Annotated in this window: 19 protein-coding genes and 1 tRNA gene; 7 read left to right on the top strand and 13 right to left on the bottom strand. The window is 62.2% G+C overall.

Translation table 11 applies throughout. From position 1 onward, the window contains the following. Positions 1-46: 46 nt before the first annotated feature. Together ACP7EG_RS12365 and ACP7EG_RS12360 are read right to left on the bottom strand one after the other, a co-directional pair. Positions 47-793, bottom strand: coding sequence for a M56 family metallopeptidase (locus ACP7EG_RS12365; protein ID WP_426087829.1), 747 nt, complete (start codon positions 791-793; stop codon positions 47-49). Beyond that, positions 793-1,209, bottom strand: coding sequence for a GNAT family N-acetyltransferase (locus tag ACP7EG_RS12360; RefSeq protein WP_426087828.1), 417 nt, complete (start codon positions 1,207-1,209; stop codon positions 793-795). Before ACP7EG_RS12360 ends, ACP7EG_RS12365 begins: the two co-directional genes overlap by 1 nt. A 147-nt stretch (positions 1,210-1,356) precedes the next feature. Here ACP7EG_RS12360 and ACP7EG_RS12355 point away from each other — a divergent pair, with 147 nt between their 5' ends. The 3 genes from ACP7EG_RS12355 (at position 1,357) to ACP7EG_RS12345 (ending at position 3,016) form a co-directional block, all read left to right on the top strand. Beyond that, positions 1,357-1,749, top strand: a complete 393-nt coding sequence (locus ACP7EG_RS12355) for an Imm10 family immunity protein (RefSeq protein ID WP_426087827.1) — start codon at positions 1,357-1,359, stop codon at positions 1,747-1,749. Positions 1,750-1,818: 69 nt separating this feature from the next. Further along, the gene (locus ACP7EG_RS12350; RefSeq protein ID WP_426087826.1) at positions 1,819-2,397 is read left to right on the top strand and encodes an NnrU family protein; all 579 of its coding nucleotides are present in this window, start codon (positions 1,819-1,821) and stop codon (positions 2,395-2,397) included. Positions 2,398-2,773: 376 nt separating this feature from the next. Continuing rightward, on the top strand, positions 2,774-3,016 hold the full coding sequence (locus ACP7EG_RS12345) for a hypothetical protein (protein ID WP_426087825.1): 243 nt from the start codon (positions 2,774-2,776) through the stop codon (positions 3,014-3,016). Positions 3,017-3,230: 214 nt separating this feature from the next. On the opposite strand, the gene ACP7EG_RS12340 is transcribed toward ACP7EG_RS12345, so the two are convergent. Further along, positions 3,231-3,317, bottom strand: a tRNA-Leu gene (locus ACP7EG_RS12340). A gap of 172 nt (positions 3,318-3,489) precedes the next feature. On the opposite strand from ACP7EG_RS12340, the gene ACP7EG_RS12335 reads away from it, so the two are divergent. Beyond that, the gene (locus ACP7EG_RS12335) at positions 3,490-4,254 is read left to right on the top strand and encodes an SDR family oxidoreductase (RefSeq protein ID WP_426087824.1); all 765 of its coding nucleotides are present in this window, start codon (positions 3,490-3,492) and stop codon (positions 4,252-4,254) included. A gap of 79 nt (positions 4,255-4,333) precedes the next feature. Here ACP7EG_RS12335 and ACP7EG_RS12330 read toward each other — a convergent pair whose 3' ends face one another. Both ACP7EG_RS12330 and ACP7EG_RS12325 read right to left on the bottom strand, forming a co-directional pair. Next, positions 4,334-5,650 (bottom strand): enoyl ACP reductase FabMG family protein, encoded by a 1,317-nt coding sequence (locus ACP7EG_RS12330; protein WP_426087823.1) that lies wholly within the window; start codon positions 5,648-5,650, stop codon positions 4,334-4,336. Positions 5,651-5,913: 263 nt separating this feature from the next. Continuing rightward, positions 5,914-8,277 (bottom strand): DNA polymerase II, encoded by a 2,364-nt coding sequence (locus ACP7EG_RS12325; protein ID WP_426087822.1) that lies wholly within the window; start codon positions 8,275-8,277, stop codon positions 5,914-5,916. A gap of 133 nt (positions 8,278-8,410) precedes the next feature. Here ACP7EG_RS12325 and ACP7EG_RS12320 point away from each other — a divergent pair, with 133 nt between their 5' ends. Further along, the gene (locus tag ACP7EG_RS12320) at positions 8,411-10,090 is read left to right on the top strand and encodes an AMP-binding protein (RefSeq protein WP_426087821.1); all 1,680 of its coding nucleotides are present in this window, start codon (positions 8,411-8,413) and stop codon (positions 10,088-10,090) included. Positions 10,091-10,167: 77 nt separating this feature from the next. On the opposite strand, the gene ACP7EG_RS12315 is transcribed toward ACP7EG_RS12320, so the two are convergent. The 8 genes from ACP7EG_RS12315 to hutC all read right to left on the bottom strand — a co-directional run bounded on the left by ACP7EG_RS12315 (position 10,168) and on the right by hutC (position 20,744). Then, complete coding sequence (locus ACP7EG_RS12315; protein WP_426087820.1) at positions 10,168-11,148, bottom strand: choice-of-anchor A family protein; 981 nt, start codon at positions 11,146-11,148, stop codon at positions 10,168-10,170. Positions 11,149-11,342: 194 nt separating this feature from the next. Further along, entirely contained in the window at positions 11,343-13,067 is a 1,725-nt protein-coding gene (locus tag ACP7EG_RS12310; protein ID WP_426087819.1) for an ArnT family glycosyltransferase, read from the bottom strand. Positions 13,068-13,220: 153 nt separating this feature from the next. Beyond that, entirely contained in the window at positions 13,221-13,490 is a 270-nt protein-coding gene (locus tag ACP7EG_RS12305) for a type B 50S ribosomal protein L31 (protein ID WP_010401544.1), read from the bottom strand. Between the two features lie 301 nt (positions 13,491-13,791). Next, positions 13,792-15,054, bottom strand: a complete 1,263-nt coding sequence (gene rho / locus ACP7EG_RS12300) for a transcription termination factor Rho (protein ID WP_034746249.1) — start codon at positions 15,052-15,054, stop codon at positions 13,792-13,794. A 155-nt stretch (positions 15,055-15,209) separates the two neighbouring features. Next, entirely contained in the window at positions 15,210-15,536 is a 327-nt protein-coding gene (gene trxA / locus ACP7EG_RS12295) for a thioredoxin TrxA (protein WP_100874563.1), read from the bottom strand. Between the two features lie 302 nt (positions 15,537-15,838). After that, entirely contained in the window at positions 15,839-16,297 is a 459-nt protein-coding gene (locus tag ACP7EG_RS12290) for a response regulator (protein ID WP_071075391.1), read from the bottom strand. Between the two features lie 73 nt (positions 16,298-16,370). Next, complete coding sequence (locus ACP7EG_RS12285) at positions 16,371-19,694, bottom strand: PAS domain S-box protein (RefSeq protein WP_426087818.1); 3,324 nt, start codon at positions 19,692-19,694, stop codon at positions 16,371-16,373. 330 nt (positions 19,695-20,024) lie between these two features. After that, a complete protein-coding gene (hutC, locus tag ACP7EG_RS12280) occupies positions 20,025-20,744 on the bottom strand; it encodes a histidine utilization repressor (RefSeq protein ID WP_289946234.1) in 720 nt (239 codons plus the stop codon). 341 nt (positions 20,745-21,085) lie between these two features. Here hutC and ada point away from each other — a divergent pair, with 341 nt between their 5' ends. After that, on the top strand, positions 21,086-22,141 hold the full coding sequence (ada, locus tag ACP7EG_RS12275) for a bifunctional DNA-binding transcriptional regulator/O6-methylguanine-DNA methyltransferase Ada (RefSeq protein ID WP_426087817.1): 1,056 nt from the start codon (positions 21,086-21,088) through the stop codon (positions 22,139-22,141). Then, the gene (locus tag ACP7EG_RS12270; protein WP_426087816.1) at positions 22,138-22,827 is read left to right on the top strand and encodes a 2OG-Fe(II) oxygenase; all 690 of its coding nucleotides are present in this window, start codon (positions 22,138-22,140) and stop codon (positions 22,825-22,827) included. The genes ada and ACP7EG_RS12270 overlap by 4 nt, the downstream gene beginning before the upstream one ends. Positions 22,828-22,830: the final 3 nt, after the last annotated feature.

The following is a 22,830-nucleotide window of genomic DNA, read 5'->3' as shown; positions in this document are numbered from 1 at the left end:
TAAGGGGGAGCCGGGAACGCGGGCGCGCCGCGCGGCGTTGCCGCTACTATAGCAAGTTCGCTGCCTGCTTCCCGGTAAATCTGGCCATCAGATGGCGGCGCCGGCGCAGCGCGCGCGGATCGCCCAGCACGATGGGCGCGGCGCCCGTCAAGCCTGAATAATACTGGCCGTGCCGGCGCAGCGCCGTGGCATAGTCGCGCAGCGCGTGGCCGTGCGCCAGCATGCGCGCGTCGCAATCGACTTCGATGGCAAAGCGCAGCCGGTGCAACTGCCACCACAGTGGCAGGTTCCACGGCATGAGAATAATCAATGCGTAGGCCAGGGCCAGCAACAGCGGGTCGCGCGCGGCCAGCCGGCATTGTGCGTGCGCCAGCAGCAGCGCCTGCTGCCGGGGTGGAATCAGTTGCAGCCAGACGGGCATCACGATGCGCGGCCGCAGCAGCCCCGCCACGCAAGGGCCGATCCCGCCGCTCAAGTACACGGGCGTACCCAGCAAGGTGGTTTTTTGCCAGCGGCGCTGGTGCGACAGCAGCCAGACGCTGCGCAGCACCAACAGCATCAGCATGCCGCTTGATAAGACAAACCAGCCCAGTTTCAGCTGCGATTGTGTCGCAGGCATGGCCGCCAGCACGCCTGGCAGCCACGCCAGCGGCACGATGACGGAGGCTGCGATGGCCGCCAGCCACAGCCAGCGCGTCGTGCGCCCGCGCCGCTGCAGCAGGCGCTCGGCGCGCCAGGCGGCGGCGCTCAACAGCAGCGCCAGCGCCATGCTGGCAGCCAGCCAGGCCGGCACTAGCGTACCAGCGCCATGCCGACGGAGACGGGCGCCGTATGCTTGAAACCGAATTGTGCATACAGCTCTTGCGCCTGGCCATCGGCGATCAGGCTGACATACGCGCTTTGCGGGACGTCCGTCTCGATGAATTGCATGATCTCGCCCATGATGCGCTTGCCCAGGCCCTTGCCCTGGTGCGCGGGCAGCACGGCGATATCGGTCACCTGGAAGAAGCAGCCGCCATCGCCGATGATGCGGCCCATGCCCACCACCTCGTTGCCCAGCAGCACTTGCACGGCAAACAGGGAGTTGGGCAAGCCCTTGGCCGCCGCCTCCGTGCTTTTCGCGCTCATGCCGGCGGCAACGCGCAGGTGCTGGTAGGTGGCGATGGTGGGAATGGCCAGGCGGATGGTGTAGGGCGATGTTGCGGTCAAGGCTGTCTCCTGTGGAAATAGTTTGGAGCGGCAATTATAGGCGGCGCAGCTGCTCCGGGGCGGCACGCTTTATTCGCCCGCGCCTATGTCGTCCGGGTCGCTTTTGCGCTATGGTGGCGTCATCCCCCTATTTGTTGAAAGCACGCCATGTCCGCAGGATTTACCGCCACCGAGTTGTCCGTTATGAATGAAGACGACGCCCTGATTACCACCCTGGCCGCGCCGGCCGGCAAAGGCGAACCCGTCTACCTGATGCTGCAGCGCGCCGACGAGTATGACGAGCAGGACGTCGCCATGGGCATGGACGAACCCTATATTGAATATTGTGGCCAGGAATTTGCCTGGTATGGCCACATGCATGCCGTGATCCTGCATCCGAACCGCTTGTCCGTGCAGATGGATGCCGAGGCGGCCATGCAGATGGATGACGACGGCCAGATCGACGTGCGTTTCAATTTGACGCCGGAGCGCTACACCCAGCTGCAGCAGGCGCTGCGCACCACGTTCGAGGGCTGCGACTACTATCGCGAGGAACGTTGATCTGCGCGGACGACGCCGGCCATGGCGTCGTCTATGCTCCTTAGCTGCTATTGACTGGGAGGGAAGACGATGACGGTGCTGATACTCGGTTTGCTGCTGTTCCTGGGCTTGCACTCGGTGCGCATCGTCGCCGACGGCTGGCGCAGCGCCCAGCTGGCGCGCCTCGGCGAAAAGCGCTGGAAGGGGCTGTATTCGCTCGTGGCGTTTGCCGGCTTGGGCCTGATCATCTGGGGCTACGCCCTGGCGCGCCAGCACGCGCTGGTGCTGTGGACGCCGCCCATGGGCTTGCGCCACGCCAGCGCCCTGCTGATGCTGTTCTCGCTGATTTTATTGGCAGCGGCCAATGTGCCGCGCAACCGCATCAAGACCTGGGTGCACCACCCCATGCTGCTGGGCACGCAACTCTGGGCCGTGGCGCATCTGCTGGCCAACGGCAGCGTGGCCGATGTGCTGCTGTTCGGCGGCTTCCTCGTCTGGTCGTCAGTGGATCTGTATGCCGCCGTGCGGCGCGACCGCGCGGCCGGCGTGGCGTACCCTGGCGGCACCATGCAAGGCACCTTGATCGCCATCGGCGCCGGGGTCGCGCTGTGGCTGTTGCTGGCGTTCTGGCTGCATGGCGTGCTGTTTGGCGTGCGGCCGTTTGGCTAGTCGAAGGCGGCAGCTTCCCTGCTGTTGTGCCTGCTCCCTTGTTCCCGGCCACTCACGGCAAGCAGATAGCTAAATGATCATCTTGCATGGTTTTCAACTGGGACATTTTGTCTCAATGTATGGAAATTGTTTTGAAGTAGTATGCTTCAGAACGTACAGCAGCATCCTTGCATGGCAGTCGCTGACGTTTTCTCCTCTCTCATCCGCATTCGGCCAATCACTGCGCCCGATGCCATTGTTATTTCATAGGTGGATATAATGAAAGAGTCAAACAGGATGTCTGGAGGATGGTTTGAACAGAAGCTGCTGAAGCAGCATTTTGAGGTAGTGCTCCTCACGATAGATAGTGTCAAGTAATAGACTGGAAAGACTCAAAATGATCGATTGGACCCCCATAGTCTTAGTTACCTTCAAGGCTCTCGTGCTCGGCACGGGCATGTTCTTCGCCATCAAGTGGCATTACGATCAAGGGAAGAAGGATCAGGATAAGGCGAAGCAGAATCGCGCGGTGCTGCGCGCCAGCGGCAAGGTGGTCGCAGTCTTCATGCTATCGCTCCTGGCCTTGGGGATCGTCACCTTCTTCGTTGTCAGGATGACCGGTCTGGAAATGAGCTACTGATGATGGCAAGGAATCGTCGGCCGCTATTCAGTGATGCGGCCGCAATTCCCTGCTGCGGCTAGGGCAGCATCGGCAGGCGGGTCATGGCGCGCCTCGCTGTAGCGCTATCGGGAATAATCGCTGGTGTTCGGAATGAACGGACAAGAAAAAAGCCACTAAATCCTTGATTTTATTGGATTTAATGGCTTTATCGGTACTTCTTTGATGTGTTCTGTGGTGCCGGGAGCCGGAATCGAACCGGCACGCTGTTTCCAGCGCGGGATTTTGAGTCCCGTGCGTCTACCTATTCCGCCATCCCGGCAACGCGAGACGCATTATCACTGATTTGTCACAATCTGGCAAGTTTTATGCTTGGCGTGTGTTTTGCACCAGCATTGAGCATCCTTGAAGACACCGATTCCAGCGCAAGAAGCGGAGTGCCGCGGCTGGCCAGCCGTCCTATCGTATCCCTTCACTACCTGGAGGGATACCCCATGCAACAACTGGAAAACAAGGTCGCCATCATCACGGGCGCCAGCTCGGGCATTGGCCATGCGGCGGCGCGGCTGTTTGCCCGCCATGGCGCGCAACTGGTGCTGGTGGCGCGGCGGCGCAAGGAACTCGATGCGCTGGTGGCGCAGCTGGCGGACGGCGGCGCGCAAGCCGTGGCCTGCGCCGGCGATGTGGGCGATGCGGCCTGCGCGCAAGGGGCCGTGGCGCTGGCGCTGCAACGCTTTGGCGGCCTCGATATCGCCTTCAATAATGCGGGCACCCTGGGCCCCATGGGGCCCACACCGGAGGTTGCGCTGGAAGACTGGCAAGCGGCGGTCGATACCAATCTCACCAGTGCCTTCCTGGCGGCCAAGTACCAGCTGCCTGCGATGGTGGCGCGCGGCGGCGGCTCGCTGATCTTCACCTCCACGTTTGTCGGCCATACGCTGGGCATGGCCGGCATGGCGGCGTATGCGGCCAGCAAGGCGGGCGTGATCGGTTTGACGAAGGCCCTGGCGGCCGAGTATGGCGCGGCGGGCATCCGCGTGAATGCCCTGCTGCCGGGCGGCACCGATACGCCCTTGGGACGGGCAGTGGCGAATACGCCCGAAGCGCAGGCCTTCGTGGCGGGCTTGCATGCATTGAAACGCCTGGCCACGCCGGACGAGATCGCCCGCTCGGCGCTGTACCTGGCTTCCGATGCATCGAGCTTCACCACCGGCACGGCGCTGCTGGCCGATGGCGGCGTGTCGATCCTGCGCGCGTAAAGCATGCGCAGAAACGCCAGCGGCCCGGGGATGAGCCGGGCCGTCGGTGTCTTGCAGCTTACCTTACGCTACATCAAACTCAGTTGTGAACCGAGTTCAGCTGGCGCGCGATGATGTCGTGGTTGAGCCAGATGACGGGCGCTGGCGGTTCCGACATGGTGTGGAACATCAGCGGGCCCGTGCCTTCCAGCACCAGCGAGCTCAGGTGGTCGGTGATCAGTTCCTTGCGGTCCTTGTGCAGCTTGGTGATGTCGTCCGAGGTACCGATCATGACGTCGGCCAGTTCTGGCGTGTTGTCCATCGGCCAGGCGGCGAAGTTGCGGAACTGCACGCTGGTGGCGTCGCCGTTGTAGGTGGCGATACGGTCGAGCAAGTCTTGCAGCGAGACGCCGTCTTCCAGCAAGCCCTGGCAGATTTTCCATTGCTCTTCGGCCCAGGCGCCGCCGCCTTCTTTTTTCAGCGCGTCGAGCAGGGGGAACAAGGACAGTTCCACGCCGACAAAAATGTCGGACGAATTCGTGCGGATTTCCGGGCAGTTGAAGACGGTGGCCTTGATGCCTTTTTCCCACGCGGCCTTGGCCACGTTTTCCAGGCGCTTCTTGGCCAGGCCTTGCGTGTAGTTACTGTAGGTTTGCCACTGGTATTTGCCGTCGATCAAGATCTCGGTGCCGTGGTAACCGTAGGCGCTGTAGCGCACCTGGCCGCCTGTTTGCTCGATGCGCGCGCGGATGGCAGCGCTGCCGTCGATCAGGTGCTGCAGGGTGTTGGCCGTGACTTCGTCGAAGTTCATCAGGATCAATTTGCCCAGGTCGCTGTCGAGCAGGGCGCGCGAGGACATGAAGCGCTCGCCGCGGCCTTTGTAGATGCGGTTGGCAATCGCCAGGAAGACCTTGACCTTTGGAATGCCGCCCGCCATGGTGTGGGCGAAATACACATTGCTGCCGTCAGGAATCAGGCTGTCCAGCTCGGCCATGGCTTTCGCCACGGAAGCGCTGAAGCGAGCGATGCCGGCTTCGCGGCAGCGTTCGATCTGCGCCCAGTCCAGCTTGTCTTCTTGCCAGCTTTTCAGGGTCATGTCGGCCAGCAGGGCCGTCGGCGTCGGTTCGCCGGCAGGCGCATCGAGGTCGAAACCGGCCATCAGCGGCACATTGATGATGCGGCCGCCCAGGTTGGCTTCGGCTTCCGCCAGCTCTTCCGCGTTCAGCGGGCGCAGCGCCATGTTTTCATCGCGGCGGCCGACCGTCATGCCGACGATATTCATGCCCGCCTTGCGCGCTTCGTCCAGCAAGCCATTCACATAGCCGCGGCCGAACAGCTCGCCGAACAGCACAAAGGTGTCGCCCTTGCGGAAGATATTTTTTTGCGGGATGTCTCTTAAGGACGTAATCTCGGTCATGGTATCAATTCATTCAAAAATTAGCAGGCAGATGGCTAATCCTACTGCCCGCTGGTTCAACATAGTTGTAAATTATGCGCCATTTCAGCCGGGAAAATCATGTTGCGAACGATTCTCGTCTGGAGCGGCATCTTCTTCTGCGGTGGAGCTCTTATTCTTTCGCCATGGCGTATTTTACGCTGCCCCGGCGCACAGCGCCCGCGGACTGGCCTGGCAGGCGCCGATATTACCCCAGCTTGGCCATGCCGGTCAGTAAAATTGACCTAAAACAAATCCTGCTGCCCGGACACGAGGCGCGAAAAATCGTCGCCCAGGAAGGGCAGGATCGCGTCGGCCACCGGCTGCAGCTGGCGCGTCAGGTAGTGGTGGTAGTCGATGGGCGAGCGCTGCGTTTCCAGCGGTTCCGGCCCAGCCACCGTGATGACATAGCTGATCCAGCCGCCGTTCTGGTATTGCAGCGGCCGGCCCTGCGCCAGGTTGTAGGCGTCGGCCGTGCGCGCCGCGCGCACATGGGGCGGCACATTGCGCTGGTAATCGCCGAGGGGGCGGCGCAAGCGCTTGCGGTAGACCAATAAAGCGTCGCATTCGCCGCGCACGGTGCGCGCCACGTAGTCGCGCACATAATCCTGGTAGGCGGCGCGCTGGAAGATGCGCCGGTATAACTCTTGCTGAAATTGCTGCGCCAGCGGCGTCCAGTCGCTGCGCACCGTTTCCAGGCCCTTGTAGACCATCTGTTCGCTGCCATCGGGCTTGCCCACCAGGCCCGCATAGCGCTTCTTGCTGCCTTCTTCCGAGCCGCGGATGGTGGGCATCAGGAAGCGCCGGTAATGCGTCTCGAATTCCAGCTCCAGCGCATTCTCCAGGCCGAATTCCTCGCGCAGATGTGCATCCCACCAAGCGTTGACGTGCGTCACCAGGGCGCGGCCGATCTTGCCCGCCTCTTCATCCGTATGCGCCGTTTTCAGCCACACGAAGGTGGAATCCGTGTCGCCATAGATCACTTGATACCCCTGTTCGGTGATCAGTTCGCGCGTGCGGTGCATGATGTCGTGGCCACGCAGGGTGATCGACGAGGCCAGGCGCGGGTCGAAGAAGCGGCAGCCACTCGATCCCAGCACGCCATAAAACGCATTCATGATGATTTTTAACGCTTGCGACAGGGGCGCGTTACGCTCGCGCTTGGCCGTCTCGCGCCCTTGCCACACCTGTTCCACGATGGTGGGCAGGCAGTGTTTGACGCGCGAAAACTGCGCGCCCCGGTAGCCGGGCACGGTATCGGCTTCGTCGCCGCTGGTGCCCACCACCAGTCCCACGGGATCGATCAGGAAGGTGCGGATGATGGACGGGTACAGGCTTTTGTAGTCGAGCACCAGCACGGAGTCGTACAGGCCCGACTGGGAATCCATGACGAAGCCGCCGGGGCTGTTTTCGCCGGAGATATCGCCCAGGTTGGGCGCCACATAACCCTGCCGGTGCATCAGCGGCAAGTACAAGTGTTCGAAGGCGGCCACGGAGCCGCCGCTGCGGTCGGCCGCCAGGCCCGTCACGCTGGCCCGTTCCAGCAAGAACGTCAGCAACTCGGTTTTCGCGAAGATGCGCGTGACCAGTTCGCAATCCTTGAGGTTGTAGCGCGCCAGTGCCGGTTTATCCTCGCGGAAACGCCGGTCGATTTCGGCCATGCGCTGGTAGGGATTGTCGATGGACTTGCCTTCGCCCAACAGCGTTTGCGCCACGTTTTCCAGGCTGAACGAGGAAAAATTCCACGTCGCCGATTTTAATGCTTCGATGCCGTCGATGATCAGCCGTCCTGCGGCGGCGGCAAAATAGTGTTCTTGCTTGCCGCCATGTTCGCGCCATTCCATCACGGCGCCGCCGCGTCCCAGCCGCAAGGGAATTTGATAGCGCTCGGCATGTTCCTTGAGCACGCGCAAGTCGAACTGCACCAGGTTCCAGCCGATGATGGCGTCCGGATCGTGCTCTTCCATCCACGTGTTCAGGCGTTCGAGGATCTGTGCGCGCGTGTCACAGTATTCAAGGTCGAAATCGAGGATTTCGTCGCCGCCGTTTGGCGGCCCCAGCATGTAGACCTGGCGCTGGCCGCAGCCTTCCAGCGCCAGCGAATACAGCTCGCCATGCGCCGTCGTCTCGATATCGAGCGATGCCAGTTTTAATGTGGGGCGGTAGCCGGGCGACGGCCTCAGCTGCACTTCCTGTCCTGTTTCTCCTTTGACGCTTACCGGCGCCGTAATGAAACGCTCCATCAGGTAGCGCTCGGGAGGGCGGATGTCGGCTTCGTACACGTCGACGCCGTGGGCGCGCAGCTGCTTTTCCAGCTTCAGCAAATGCCGGTATTGCTTGCAATATAAGCCCAGCACGGGGCGCTGGTGAAAATCGCACAGCGACAGGGGCCGCAACTCGGCGTGGCGCTCGCCGCGCAGCAACAGTTCCGCCTGCTCGCGCTGCTCCATGGGAAGGAAGGCGACGGCCGTCTGCACGGGCAGGCGCACGTGGCGTGGCCCGGCGTCTGTTGCCAGCCAGAAATCGACTTCCGTGCCGTCGCGCGTGTCGTGCCAGTGGCGGGTCAAAATAAAGCCCTGTTCGGGCGGGTGCTGCGCGTTGCCTGTCATGGTGCCGTGAATGTCTGGTGTGCTGGCCTGCACATTACAGCAAGCCGGAGCAGGGCGGGGGCGGTTGCGGCTATAATTTTCAGCATCGAAGACGATAACAAGAGCGCGTCGCGCCACACACCCTGGAGACAGCATGCAAGCAATGAGTTATGTACATGGCGCCCACGAGACGCCGTTGATCGGCGAAACCATAGGCGCTTACCTGGACGGCGTCGCCGCCCGCTACGGCCAGCACGATGCCCTGATCGTGGCGCATCAGAACGTGCGCTGGACGTATGCCGAATTCCAGCAGCGCGTGCACCGGCTGGCCGCCGGCTTGCTGAAGCTGGGCTTGCAGCCGGGCGACCGGGTCGGCATCTGGTCGCAAAACTGCGCCGAATGGGTACTGACCCAGTTCGCCACGGCGCAAGCCGGATTGATCATGGTCAACATCAACCCCGCCTACCGGCGTTCGGAACTCGAGTACGTGCTCGACAAGGTGCAATGCAGCGCGCTGATCCTGTCGCCCAGCTTCAAGTCCAGCGACTACCTGGCCATCGTGCAAGACGTGGTGCCGGAGATCGCCCGTTCGCGCGCGGGCGCCCTGCAGTCGCCGCGCCTGCCGCAATTGCGCCACGTCATCCGCCTGGGCACGGCCGCCACGCCAGGCATGCATAACTTCGACGCGGTGATGGAGGGCATCACGGACGCCGACCTGGCGCACCTGGCAGACGTCAGCGCCACCTTGCAGTTTGACGACGCCGTCAACATTCAGTTCACGTCCGGCACCACGGGCGCGCCGAAGGGCGCCACCTTGACGCACCACAATATCCTGAACAACGGCTTTTTCATCGGCGAAGCCATGCGCCTGACGCAGCAGGACCGCTTGTGCATACCCGTGCCCCTGTACCACTGTTTCGGCATGGTGCTGGGCAACCTGGCTTGCGTCACGCATGGCGCGGCCATGGTGTTCCCGGGCGAAGGTTTCGATCCGAAGGCCGTGCTGGAAACGGTGCAGGCCGAGCGCTGCACGGGGCTGCATGGCGTGCCCACCATGTTCATCGCCATCCTCGACCATCCTGATTTCAAACAATACGATCTGTCGAACTTGCGCACCGGCATCATGGCCGGCTCGCCGTGTCCGATGGAAGTCATGACGAGGGTCATCGAATTGATGCACATGGCGGAAATCACCATCGCGTATGGCATGACGGAAACGTCGCCCGTCAGCTTCCAGACGGCGATCGAAGACCCGCGCGAAATGCGCGTCTCGTCCATCGGCCGCGTCCACCCGCACCTGGAAGTGAAAATCGTCGATGCGGAAGGGCGGATCGTGCCGCGCGGCGAGAAGGGCGAATTGCTCACGCGCGGTTATTCCGTGATGCAGGGCTACTGGGGCGACCCGGAAAAAACAGCCGAAGCTATCGACACGGCGCGCTGGATGCACACGGGCGACCTGGCCGTCATCGATGAGAACGGCTTTTGCAGCATCGTCGGCCGCTCGAAAGACATGGTCATCCGTGGCGGTGAAAACATCTATCCGCGCGAGGTGGAGGAATTCCTGTACCGCCACCCGAGCGTGCTCGACGTGCAATGCGTGGGCGTGCCCGATGCCAAGTATGGCGAGGAGTTGTGCGCCTGCATCATTCTGCGGCCGGGCACGCAGGCCACCAGCGAGGATATCCGCGCCTTTTGCGACGGGCAGATCGCCTATTACAAGATTCCCCGCTATGTGCGTTTCGTCGAGGAATTTCCCATGACGGTGACGGGCAAGATCCAGAAATATTTGTTGCGCCAGCAAGTTGCCACGGATCTGGGGCTGAGCGCTGAGTAATCCTTTCGCCAGCACATAAAAAAAACACCGGGACGCTCGCGCGGCCCGGTGTTTTTTTTATGGCTGCAGCGTGAAGTTCAGGCCAGTTGCGCTTGCGGTGCGCGCGCTGGCGTGCGGCGGCGTACGAAGGCGAGCAAGCCCAGGCCAGCCAGCAGCATGGCGTAGGTGCCTGGCTCTGGTACGGCCGAGACGCTCACCGTGTTGAAGCCGGAGCCGTTCATCGAGACGTGGCCATAATTGATCGAGCTGACCGAATTGGCGATCAGGGTGCCGTTCATGCTGCCCGAACCGGAAAACGCGCTGTTCGGCGCCAGGATGCTGCCGTTGATGCCGACGTTCTGCAGGTTGGTGGTGGTGGCATTGGCGAAGTTCAGCAGCGTACGGTCGGCGAAACTGGCGAAATTGTCGAAGCCGCCGCTCATGGTGATTTTGGTGGCCGTGCCGTTGATGATGATGCTGGCCGTGCTTTTCAGCGACGATACGTCCAGGATCAGGTTATGCAGGTTGTCCGCATCGATCGTGAAGACATTCACGTCGGCGTTGACGTCGCCCACCAGCTTGAAGCCGCCGTATTGGGAGATCACGGTGCCGTTCGATTGCAGCTTGGCCACATCGCCCGACAGGGTCGTCAGTTGCTGCTGGGCCGCTGCAAAGTCCAGGGTGGAGGCATTGCCCTTGCTGAAGGTGCCCGTTGGGTACCACGATGGCGCAGTCACGCTGCCGTTGGCATTGCTCACGCCGTAGACGCCCGTGCCGTTGATGCTGCCGCCGCCGATGTTCAGGTTGCTACCGGCAACCAGCGTGTTGGCGGCGCTGCCCGGCTTCTTGTTCGTGCCGACGCTGTAGCCGTCCAGGTAGATACTGCCGCCAGCGGCCAGGCTGCCGCCGACACTGGTAAAGCCGCTGGCGTTGCTGCTGCCGATGTTGCCGAAGATGAAGGCCGAGTAGCCGTTGGCGACACCGAGGTCAATCACGGTCGCCTGGGCCGAGGCGCTGAAGGAAAAAGCGAACAGGGCGGCGCTGATGAGCGGCAAGGTGCGTGAGGCAAAAAATGTCATAAATATTCTCTAGTAATAGGGACGGAAGGGCGGGAAAGCAAGTACACCGCCATCGCGCTGGCCGACATTATAATGTAAAAAGCAATTGTCGTTCATTTTAGCTAATTGACTATACTTAAAAGCAACATTTTATCTATTCTCGAGGCTAGCCTGGCGGGCAAGAAAAAACCGGGACATACCCGGTTTTTCGTGTATTACCTGACGCGCTGGTACAGGCGGAAGCGCTCCACGTTGTCGGTGGGACGGCGGCCCTCCCATAGCTTGATCCAGTCCGCGCCGTGATGCTCGGGCAGCTGTTCCTTACTGTCGGGAACCTTGATGCTGTCTTGCAACAAGAACACATCGCATTGCTGCTGCTCCACGCTGGCAAACGGCAGGTGGCCGTAGTAGGCGAACGAGGCGCGCTGGGCGGCGCCGACGTTGCTGTTGATGCACTTGCTGCCTGGCGGCAGATGGATGGAAATCTGGTGCGCCACGCTGGCGTAGCTCTTGCTGTAGTTCAGCGGTGGCAGGAACAGCGTCATGATCAGGACCCAGATCAGGATCAGGCCGCCGGACGACAGCACCACGGCGCGCCACAGCACGGCAGGCTGGCGCGAGATGCGCCAGTGCACCAGGGCGATCCAGCCGGCCGTGACGCCAGCGGCCACGAAGAAGGCCACCAGTTCCAGCTCGGGCTTGAATCCTGGCACGAGTTTCAGTGCATTGTGGGCCTGTTGCGGCGGCCAGCCCGTCAGGATGGCGAACCAGAACAGCCACAGTACGATGGCGCAGATGGTCAGCACCATGACGGAGAACCAGTCGATGGCGTTGATGGCGCCCCGTTTCATGGTCAGCAGGCCGAACGCGGCCATCACGGCCAGCGGCGGCAGCAGGGGCAACAGCTGGCTCGGTTCGGGATCGGGGTGGCACAGACCCAGGATGGCCAGCATGGCGACAAAGGTCAGCGGCACGACGATGTGCAACACGTGGCGCTGGCGGCGCCAGGCATACACGGCCCAGGCGGCGAACGGCCACGCGGGCCAGAAGAACCAGATGCCGACACGCAAGAAATATTGCAGGCTTTTCAGGCTCGGGGCGCTGAACTGGCGGCAATTCCACTCCATCCATGCCTGCAGCGGCGAATGGCCGTATGGCTGCAGCAGTTCGCCCGGCAACAGCCAGACCAGGGTCAGTGCGATGGCCACGAGCACGGCCAGCGCCAGGTGGCGCATGCTGCGCAGCAGCGGCAGGCGCAGGAAGACGGTGCATAGCAGCAGGGCGATGCTCAGCGCCGCCGGCGTGATCCAGCCGCGCGTGAGGGTCAGGCCGCCCAGCGCCAGGCCCAGCAGGGCTGCATTGCGCATGGACGGGCCTTCCACATAGCGCACGGCGCGATACAGCAAATAGGCCATCAGGGACACGTACAGCGCTTCGGCCGTGATGTCGTGGCTGTGCTGCAGCAAACCCAGGCAGCCCAGATAGATGAGCACGGCGGCATCGGCCAAGGTGCGGCCGAAATCGTCCGGCTCGGGCTGGCCGCCGAAGGCCAGGCGCAGGGGCTGGGCGTCATTGCGGCGGCCCAGGTTGAAGGCGGTGTACCAGACGGACAGGGTGCTGACGACGAAGATGCCGATGGTCGACATGCGCGCGCCGAAGACGTCGCCGTCGATCCAGCCGAACAGCTTGATGAAAATGGCGCCCAGCCAGAAGGCCAGCGGGCCTTCCTCGGGCCAGGACAGGCCGGCTACGTTGGGCCACAGCCAGTCGTTCAGGCCGCCATGCGCCATGGTCCACATGATGCCGAAACTGGCGGCGTCATCGTTCTTCCACGGTTCGCGGCCGATCAGGCCAGGCAGGATGTACAGCAGGCCAAGCGCAAACAAGGCCCATCGTGGCAGCGCGAGTGTGGCAGCGGCAGGAAGGCGGACTGGCTTCATCGATAATCGGTATCAGAATAGTGGCAAGACGCGACGAATGGCGTCGGGTATGCGCGAGTATAAAGTAAAGCGGCCAAAGACAAAAAAGGCAGCCGTAGCTGCCTTTTCTCTGGTAGCCGAAGCTGCCCTTTTTTTGCCGCAGAGCGGCAAAAATCAGCCTGCTGCGACTGCGGTTTTCGAACCAACGGTACCGAACTTCTGACGGAACTTCTCGACGCGACCAGCGGTATCGACGATTTTGTGCTTGCCCGTGAAGAATGGGTGCGATTCAGCCGAAACCTCGATCTTCACCAGTGGGTATTCTTTACCGTCGTGGGTGATTTTTTCGCGGGTTTGGATGGTCGAGCGGGTAACGAATTTGAAATCGCACGACAGATCGTGGAAAACAACTTCGCGGTATTCTGGATGGGTATCGACTTTCATGGTCTTCTCTCTAGTTTGGTAGCCAAACAGCACTTCGTCGGTCGTCTTGCTTCTTGACCCGATTGCCGATCACTTGCCAGGGTTAAAATAATGCAACCGCAGATTATATAGCGCTTTCGGGCCGGCGGCAATAAAAAAGCCGCTCGAAAGCGGCTTTGCATGATCGCGAATGGTCGGCGTGGCGCAATGTAGGTCGGATTAGCGCGCAAGCGCGTAATCCGACAACATTGTTGGCGCGGCGGCCAGTGGTGGTGTCGGATTACGGCCTGCGGCCTAATCCGACCTACGCTGCTGGCCGGTATTAGCCGCCGCGGCGCATCATGTCGAAGAATTCGGCGTTGTTCTTCGTTGCTTTCATCTTGTCCAAGATGAACTCCATCGCCTCGATCTCGTCCATCGAGTACAGCAACTTGCGCAGGATCCAGATTTTTTGCAGTTCGTTCGGCTTGATCAGCAGTTCTTCGCGGCGGGTACCCGATTTGTTCAGGTTAATTGCCGGATAGACACGTTTCTCGGCCAGGCGGCGTTCCAGATGCACTTCCATGTTGCCGGTACCCTTGAATTCTTCAAAGATCACGTCATCCATGCGCGAACCCGTTTCGATCAGCGCCGTGGCGATGATGGTCAGCGAACCGCCTTCTTCGATATTGCGCGCGGCGCCGAAGAAGCGTTTTGGACGTTGCAGCGCGTTGGCGTCGACACCACCGGTCAGGACCTTGCCCGAGGCAGGGATGACGGTGTTGTAGGCACGGGCCAGACGGGTGATCGAGTCGAGCAGGATGACCACGTCTTTTTTCATTTCGACCAGGCGCTTGGCTTTTTCCAACACCATCTCGGCTACTTGCACGTGGCGCGTGGCCGGCTCGTCGAAGGTCGAGGCGACGACTTCGCCGCGCACGGAGCGTTGCATTTCGGTAACTTCTTCCGGACGTTCGTCGATCAGCAGCACGATCAGCGTGATATCCGGGTGATTGGCCGTGATCGCATGCGCGATGTGCTGCAGGATCACGGATTTACCGGATTTCGGCGATGCCACCAGCAAGCCGCGCTGGCCTTTGCCGATCGGGGCGATCAGGTCGATGATACGGCCGGTGATGTTTTCCTGGCCATTCATTTCACGTTCCAGGCGCAGCGGCTCGTTCGGGTGCAGCGGCGTCAGGTTTTCAAACAGGATGCGGTGTTTCGACATCTCCGGCGATTCGCCGTTGACCTTGTCGACTTTGACCAATGCGAAATAGCGTTCGCCATCTTTCGGGGTCCGAACCTCGCCCTCGATCGAATCACCGGTGTGCAGATTGAAGCGGCGGATTTGCGAAGGGGAGATGTAAATGTCGTCGGTGGACGCCATGTAGCTGGCGTCAGGCGAGCGCAGGAAGCCGAAGCCGTCTGGCAGCACTTCCAGGGCGCCGTCGCCAAAAATCTGTTCGCCGGACTTGGCGCGTTTTTTCAGGATAGCGAACATCAGCTCCTGTTTGCGCAAGCGGGCTGCGTTGTCAATGTCAAGACCGATCGCCATCTCAAGCAGGGCGGATACGTGTAGGGCCTTTAGTTCGGATAAATGCATATGTGTTGAGTGTCCCGAGACGGGATGTAAAGGTAGGGGAGGGGACTGCGTGGCGTTGATTATTTATGGGGCAGGCTGTGCACGAATGATGGCAAAGCCGCTTCCCGGTGGTTCCAGTCAGGCGGCGCTGCGGGCGCAGCGCTGCCTATCATACATTAAATGTTGCTGTCGACGAAAGCGGTCAACTGGCCCTTGGCCATGGCGCCCACTTTTTGCGCAGCTGCGACACCATCCTTGAACAGGATCAGGGTCGGGATGCCGCGGATGCCGAACTTGGCAGGCACTGCCTGGTTGGCGTCCACGTCCATCTTGGCGATCAGGATGCGGCCGGCGTATTCCTTGGCCACTTCTTCCAGGATCGGGGCGATGGCCTTGCAGGGACCGCACCATTCAGCCCAGAAGTCCACCAGGACGGGCAAGTCGGATTTCAGGACGTCTGCTTCAAAAGATGCATCGCTAATGTGTTTGATATTTTCGCTCATATTTTCCTCAAATGAGGGTGGGATCAATAATGCCTGGGATTAACCATACGCTGGTTCGCCATCCATGCTTCCTGGAATGCAGCTAGCAGATGGGGACAATGGGCACAAATTCAATATTCTTGGAAGGTGCGACCAGAGGTATGCAGGCGGGGATGGCTGAAATAATAACCCATTTTTTCAAAGCGTGGCGATTATTGCAGAAAAACTTGAGGCATATCGCCACCGCGCCTGCCGGCAGGGCGGCAAAGCCGCATGCCTGCTGGCCCGCAGCGCCGTACCCGCCCTCCGGCCATCCTCCGCGCTCAGGCATGTACGCTGGCCAGACGCGCCGTGTGCTGCAGTTGCAAGTTCACCATGAGCTGCAATTCCGCGCTTTCCATCGGCTTGCGGAAGGTGCCTAATATATGCAGGCCATTGGCCACGGCCAGGCGTTCGGCTGCCAGGCGCACGGCCGAATGCAGACCCGACAGCAACACTACGCCGCCGCGGAAGCCATTCTCCGCCGCCATGCGCAGAAATTCGATGCCGTCGATGTCGGGCATGGACAGGTCGCAGATCAGCAGGTCGGGCTGGTGCTGCTTCAGGGTCGCCAGCGCCTGTTCGCTGTGCGATTCGCAGCGAATGTCGAACGGGCCCATTTGCTCGAGCATGTCGCTCAGCACGTCGAGCATGAAAACGTCGTCGTCCAGCAGCAGCACGCGCAACGGCGCCAGGCCTGCTTCGTTGTGTTCCCGGCTTGCTTGGTTTGATACAGTATTCATCGTTCTGTCTTCCTATTGATATGCTGCATCGTTGTCGATGCCGATACCTTGCCGTAAGGTGATTTGGCGGTAGCTAATCGTCATTGGCAAAGCTGGTGTTATTCATGATTTGTTCGGTAATCAGTTCCAGCAGGGGCCACAGGCGCGCCACAATGTGTTGTGCCCGCTCAGCCTCGTCGGCCGGTTCGCCCGGCGCCAGGGTTTCCAGGTTCTGGCACAGTTCGGCCAGCCCCAGGGCCCCCACGGTGCGCGCCGAGGACTTGATGCGGTGCCCCAGTTCGCGTACCTGGTGCACGTCGCCGCGTGCCAGGGCCGCATTGATGTCGCCAAAGCCATCCTGCGTTGTCTGCAGGAACTTGAAAGCAAATTTGCGCACTTTTTCCGGGTTGTAGCCCAGCAACTTGGCCAGGATGGACAGGTCGATCACTTGCGGATCGCCGGCCAGCGTGGTCTTGAAGGCGGGCGCGGCGCGGCTGCGCGCGGGCGGCGGCGGTGTCTCGCGCGCCGGCAGCCAGCTGGCGATGGTCTGGTACATCATGGCCGGCTGGATCGGTTTGGAAATGAAATCGTCCATGCCCGCCTCCAGGCAGCGCACGCGGTCTTCACTGGTGGCCGTGGCCGTCATGGCCAGCACGCGCAGATGCGCCAGCTGCGGGTCGGCGCGGATGTGGCGCGTCGCTTGCAAGCCATCCATCAGCGGCATCTGCACGTCCATCAGTACGCAGTCGAACTGCGTCTGGCGCAGCAGGTCGAGCGCCTCTTCGCCATTGTTGGCCAGGCAGACGGAGGCGCCCGCTTCTTCCAGCAATTCCAGCGCCACTTGCTGGTTGAAGGTGTTGTCTTCCACCAGCAGGATGCGCGCATGCTTGAGCGTGCGCATGACCAGGGCGGCGTCGGCGCTGGCGCGCATGGCCGCTGCCGTCTGCGCCATGCTGTCGAGCATGGCCGGCGCCGCCTGGTCGGAAATACCCAGATTGGCCGTGAACCAGAAGGTGCTGCCGGCGCCGGGACGGCTGTCGACGCCCACGTCGCCACCCATCAGCTGGGCCAGCTGCTTGCAGATGGCCAGGCCCAGGCCCGTGCCGCCATATTCGCGCGTGGTGGAGGTGTCGGCTTGCTGGAAGGACTGGAACAGTTTACTCATTTCATCCTGCGACAGGCCGATGCCGTGGTCGCACACTTCGAAGCGCACCAGGCAGTGCCTGGCGTCCGCCACCACTTTGCGCACTTTTACGGTAATGCAGCCCTGTTCGCTGAACTTGATGGCGTTATTGGCGTAGTTGATCAGCACTTGCCCCAGGCGCAGCGGGTCGCCCACCAGCACGGCCGGCAATTGCGGGTCGATCTCGAACAGCAGTTCCAGGTTCTTGCTGGCGGCGCGCGGCGCCACCACCGTCATCAGGGTTTGCACCACGTGGTCGAAGCTGAAGTTGACGCGCTCGATTTCCAGCTTGCCCGCCTCGATTTTCGAGATGTCGAGGATATCGTCGATGATGCCCAGCAAGTGTTCTCCGGCAAAGCGGATTTTTTCCAGGTAGTCGCGCTGGCGCGGTTCCAGGTCTGTTTTGAGGGCCAGATACGCCATGCCGATCACGCCATTCATCGGCGTGCGGATTTCATGGCTCATGTTGGCCAGGAATTGTCCTTTCGCCAGGCTGGCCTCTTCGGCCACTTGCTTGGCCTGGTCCAGTTGCTCCGTGCGCTGCGCCACGCGCTCTTCCAAGTGTTCATTGAGTTCGCGCAAGGCGCTCTCGCTGCGCTTGTGATACGTGATGTCCGTCAGGCTGGCCACCACCATGCCCACCTTGCCGTACTCATCGCGGATGGCCTCGGTATTTACGGACAGCCACGACAGGCTGCCGTCAGGCTGCTGCACACCCATCAGCACGTCGCGCATGGCGACACCCGTCGACAGGGTGATGTGCACGGGATGGCTGCGCTGGTCGAAGGCGGAACCATCTTCGCGGATGGCTTGCCACAGGCTATTGCCGGCCGGACTGGCCGCCAGCATGCGCTCGGCGGCGGCGTTGCTTTCCAGGATGTGGCCCTGGCTGTCCTGCACCACCAGGCCATTCGTCACGGCGCCGAATACGGAGGCCATGCGCTGGCTGGAATTCGACAGGGCGATGGACGCCTGGCGCCGTTCCGTGATGTCGGTAATCATCGCCAGCGTGCCGCCCGGCTCGCCATTGTCCGACTGGATACTGGTGCTCGACAGCAAGCCCCACAGGCTGGACAAGTCCTTGCGGAAGAAGCGGAAGTCGACCTGGTCCGGCTGGCTGGCCAAGCTGCCGTGGCTGGCCAGGCGCCGCTGCATCAGCAACTGGCTGTCGCGGTCCATGAAGTCGAGCATGGGACGGCCCAGCATTTCCTGCACCGTATAGCCCAGCATGTGCGCCATCTTCGGGTTGACGAAGGTGGTTTTGCCGTCCGCATCCGTCATCCAGATGCCTTCGGCCGCCGTCTGCACGATCAGGCGGTAGCGTTCCGAACTGGCGTGCAAGGCTTCTTCGGCGCGCTGGCGCTGCGTCATGTCGCGCAGCGAGACGATGGAAAACACTTGCCCGGCCATGCGCAGCGGCGACAGGCTGACCTTGGCGGGGAAGTGCGTGCCGTCGCGGCGGCGCGCCATCATCACCCGGCCCGGCAGGCTGTGCCGCGCTTGCGGGTCGCCCACGGAGTGGTTGGCCGTGCTTTCCGGCACCAGTTGCTCCAGCGACATGCCCGTCAATTCGGCCAGCGGATAGCCGAAACAGCGCGCGCCGATCTGATTCGCGTAATGCACCTTGCCCTCGACGTCGGCCACCAGCATGGCTTCGGGCGCCGCTTCCAGCATCGAACGCATGCGCGATTGCTCGTCCTGCTTGCGTTCGCTGATATCGCAGACGATGCCGCTGGCGTGGGTGGCAGCCCCATCCGAGGCGCGTGCCAGCACGGCGCCGCGCGCCAGCAGCCAGCGCCAGTGGCCGTCGCTGTGGCGCAAACGGAATTCGCAATTGAAGGTGCCGTGCGCCTGGCCATCCAGGTGTTGTCGAAATGTAAGACTCAGGCGCGCGCGGTCGTCGCGGTGCACTTCGGCCAGCCAGTCGGCCAGTGTATGGTCGAGCCTGGCGCTCTTGTCGCCCAGCACGTCCTGGTACTGGGGCGCAAACTGCAAGCGGTCGGACTGGCGCCGCCAGGTCCAGCCAGTCAGGGCCGCGCCGCGCAAGGCTTGCCCTGCATCCTGTTCGCTCAGGGCATGGGCGGGCAGGAGCAGGCGGCGCAGTTGTTGCCGCAGCCGCCAGGCTTGCCAGCAAGCCAGTCCCGCCAGGGCGGTGGCGCTGGCGGCAGCGTACGGCCACAGCAGTGTCGGCGCCATACCGTGTACCGCCGCCTGCACCGGCAGCGAGAGTGCCATGCCTGCCGCCAGCATCGTACGAGCGAGCCGATGCAGCGCAGGGCGCCGTCGGCCTGGTGCGCTGAAACTCGTGTGGCTGCAATACGACAAATGCATCCCTTTCTGGGGCATGATTGAACTGGGCTGACAGGGCATGATGCGCGCTCAAATAAACGCCTGCGGCGCTTTCTGGCGGCAACTATAGCATCGAATATTTAGTCGCAGTAGTTAAGTTCTGAAACGGCCAAAACGGGATTTTTTTTGCCCCGGAATGGCTGTTTTTTTTGCGATTTGGTGAGAATTCGTTAGAAAGTTGGCGCGAAATCGTGCTACTCAATCGCGGCGATAGCCTTAAGTGAAACTTCCTGCAAACTGATAGCGGTGTCCGGGATGCCACATGGTGGCGATCGAGGCGATCTTGCCGCCCGAGCGCGTCTGGCGGCGCAGCACCAGGCATGGCTGTTTGGTGTCGATGGCCAGCATTTCGGCGATGTCGCGCGGCGCCGACAGCGCCTCGATGCTGTAGGTGGCGCCTTGCAGGGGGGCGGCGGCCATCAGGTATTCGTTCGGCGTGATGCTGGAAAAATCCTGCGTCATGTAATCGGGCGCGCATTCGGGATTGACCCAGCGGTCTTCCACCTGGATCGGCACGCCGTTTTCAAAATGCACGATCAGCGAATGAAATAGCGGGTGTTCCGGCGGCAAGCCGAATTGTTTGGCCAGCAAATCCGAGGCCTTGGTGCGTTCGAGTAATTGCAAGCTGCTGCGGTGGATATGCCCGCGCGCGCGCACTTCATCGGCGATACTTTTGATTTCCAACAAGGTCGCCTGGTACTTTTGCTGCGCCACGTAGGTGCCGGAACCCTGGCGCCGCGTCAGTATTTGCTCGCTGGTCAGTTCGCGCACGGCGCGGTTGACCGTCATGCGCGAGACGCCGAATTGTTTTACCAGGGCTTGTTCGGAGGGAATCACGTCGCCTTCCTTCCAGCGTCCGGCGGCGATGCCGGCCAGCAGAAAATCCTTGATGCGCTGGAAAATGGGCGTATTTTCTTGTGTATTGTGATCGTCCAATGCGGTTTCTCCGGGGCGCAGGCAGGGCGCGCCGCCGGCTGGAGGCGCGATGGCCGATTTTAGCACCGAGCACGCCGCCTGCCGCCAGCCTTTTTTGAATTCAAAAGCAAGCGCCGGAGTGTGGCGCGCATTGGCGCTGGCTATGCTGGTGACTTGGAGGCTATCCCAGTAGGGAGCGTCTTCTGCTGGCAGTTCATCAGGAGCGCGGACAAGGCGTGAGGAGGACGCGTGGCGAGCCACGCGACGACGAGCAACGCCGTCCCCGCTTCTGAGGGGCGCCAGCAGGGGATGTATTCATCTACTGGGATAGGCTCTTACTATTGACTTGTACGGAGTTCGCCATGGAACACGCTTACCTGACTGACGATGAACGCTGGGATGCCCTGCAACGGCGCGCGCCCGACGCCGACGGCGTCTTTTATTACTCGGTGCGCACGACGGGCGTGTATTGCCGTCCTTCCTGCGCCGCGCGTCCCGCCTTGCGCCGCAACGTGGCTTTCCACGCCAGCTGCGAGCAGGCGGAGGCGGCCGGTTTTCGCCCCTGCCTGCGCTGCAAACCGAACTTGCCGCCGCTGGCCCAGCGCCAGGCGGCCATCGTGGCCGACATCTGCCGTTTGATCGATGCCAGCGACGAGTTGCCTGACCTGGACAGCCTTGCCAGTGCCGCCGGCATGAGCCGCTTTCACTTTCACCGCGTCTTCAAGGCGCACACGGGCATCACGCCAAAAGCCTATGCGGCGGCGCGGCGCGGCGAGCGCCTGAAGGCCGGCTTGCAGGGCGCGGCGAATGTCACGGAAACGTTATATGCGGCCGGCTTCAATTCCAGCGGTCGCCTGTACGCCGCTACGCCGGGCTTGCTGGGCATGACGCCGGGCGCGTTTCGCGCTGGCGGCAGCGGCGCCGTGATCCGCTTCGCCATCGGCGCCTGTTCGCTGGGCGCCATCCTGGTGGCCAGCACGGAGAAGGGTATTTGCGCCATTTTGATCGATGACGACCCGGAAGTGCTGCTGCGCGACTTGCAGGACCGCTTTCCGCAAGCCGAGCTGCGCGGCGCGGAAGCGGACTATGAACAGACGGTGGCACAGGTGGTCGGCCTGGTCGAGGCGCCGGGCCTGGGACTGGACTTGCCGCTCGACGTGCGCGGCACCGTGTTCCAGCAGCGCGTGTGGCAAGCCTTGCGCGAGATTCCCGCCGGCAGCACGGTCAGCTATGCCGAGCTGGCGCGGCGCATCGGCGCCCCGAACGGCGCGCGGGCCGTGGCGGGCGCCTGCGCCGCGAATGCCCTGGCCGTCGCCATCCCTTGTCACCGCGTGGTGCGCAACGATGGCGCCTTGTCCGGCTACCGCTGGGGCGTGGAACGCAAGCAGGCGCTGCTCGAGCGCGAGGGCGAACGGTGAGGGCGCTGGACTGGCGTCAGATCGAGGATCAGCTGAATGCGCATGGCTATGCCGTCGTGCCGGGCTTGCTGGCTGCGGATACCTGCTCCGCGCTGGCGGCGCAGTATGACGAGGCGTCGCGCTTTCGCAGCCGTGTGGTGATGCAGCGCCACGGCTTTGGCCAGGGTGAGTACCAGTACTGGGCGTATCCGCTGCCGGATGTAGTCGCCGATCTGCGCACGCGCTTGTATTCGCCCCTGGCGGCGATCGCCAACCGCTGGCATGCCAGCATGGGTCTCGAGAGCCGCTTTCCTGTGGCACACGGGGATTTCCTGGCGCGCTGCCATGCGGCCGGGCAGACGCGGCCCACGCCCTTGCTCTTGCGCTACCGCGAAGGCGATTACAACTGCCTGCACCAGGACCTGTATGGCGAGCACGTGTTTCCGCTGCAACTGGCCGTGCTGCTGTCGCGCCCGCAAGACGATTTCACGGGCGGCGAATTCGTGCTGACGGAGCAGCGCCCGCGCATGCAGTCGCGTGCCGAGGTGGTACCGTTAATGCAGGGCGACGCCGTCCTCTTTCCCGTGGCGCAGCGCCCCGTGAATGGCACGCGCGGCAGTTACCGCGTCAACATGCGCCATGGCGTGTCGCGCCTGCGTTCTGGCTTGCGCCACACCCTGGGCATCATTTTTCACGATGCGAGCTGAAGA

The sequence above is a fragment of the Janthinobacterium sp. PSPC1-1 genome (genome assembly GCF_049897625.1).
Classification (GTDB): Bacteria; Pseudomonadota; Gammaproteobacteria; order Burkholderiales; family Burkholderiaceae_D; genus Janthinobacterium; species Janthinobacterium tructae.
This window is presented reverse-complemented; position numbering and strand designations above follow the sequence as displayed.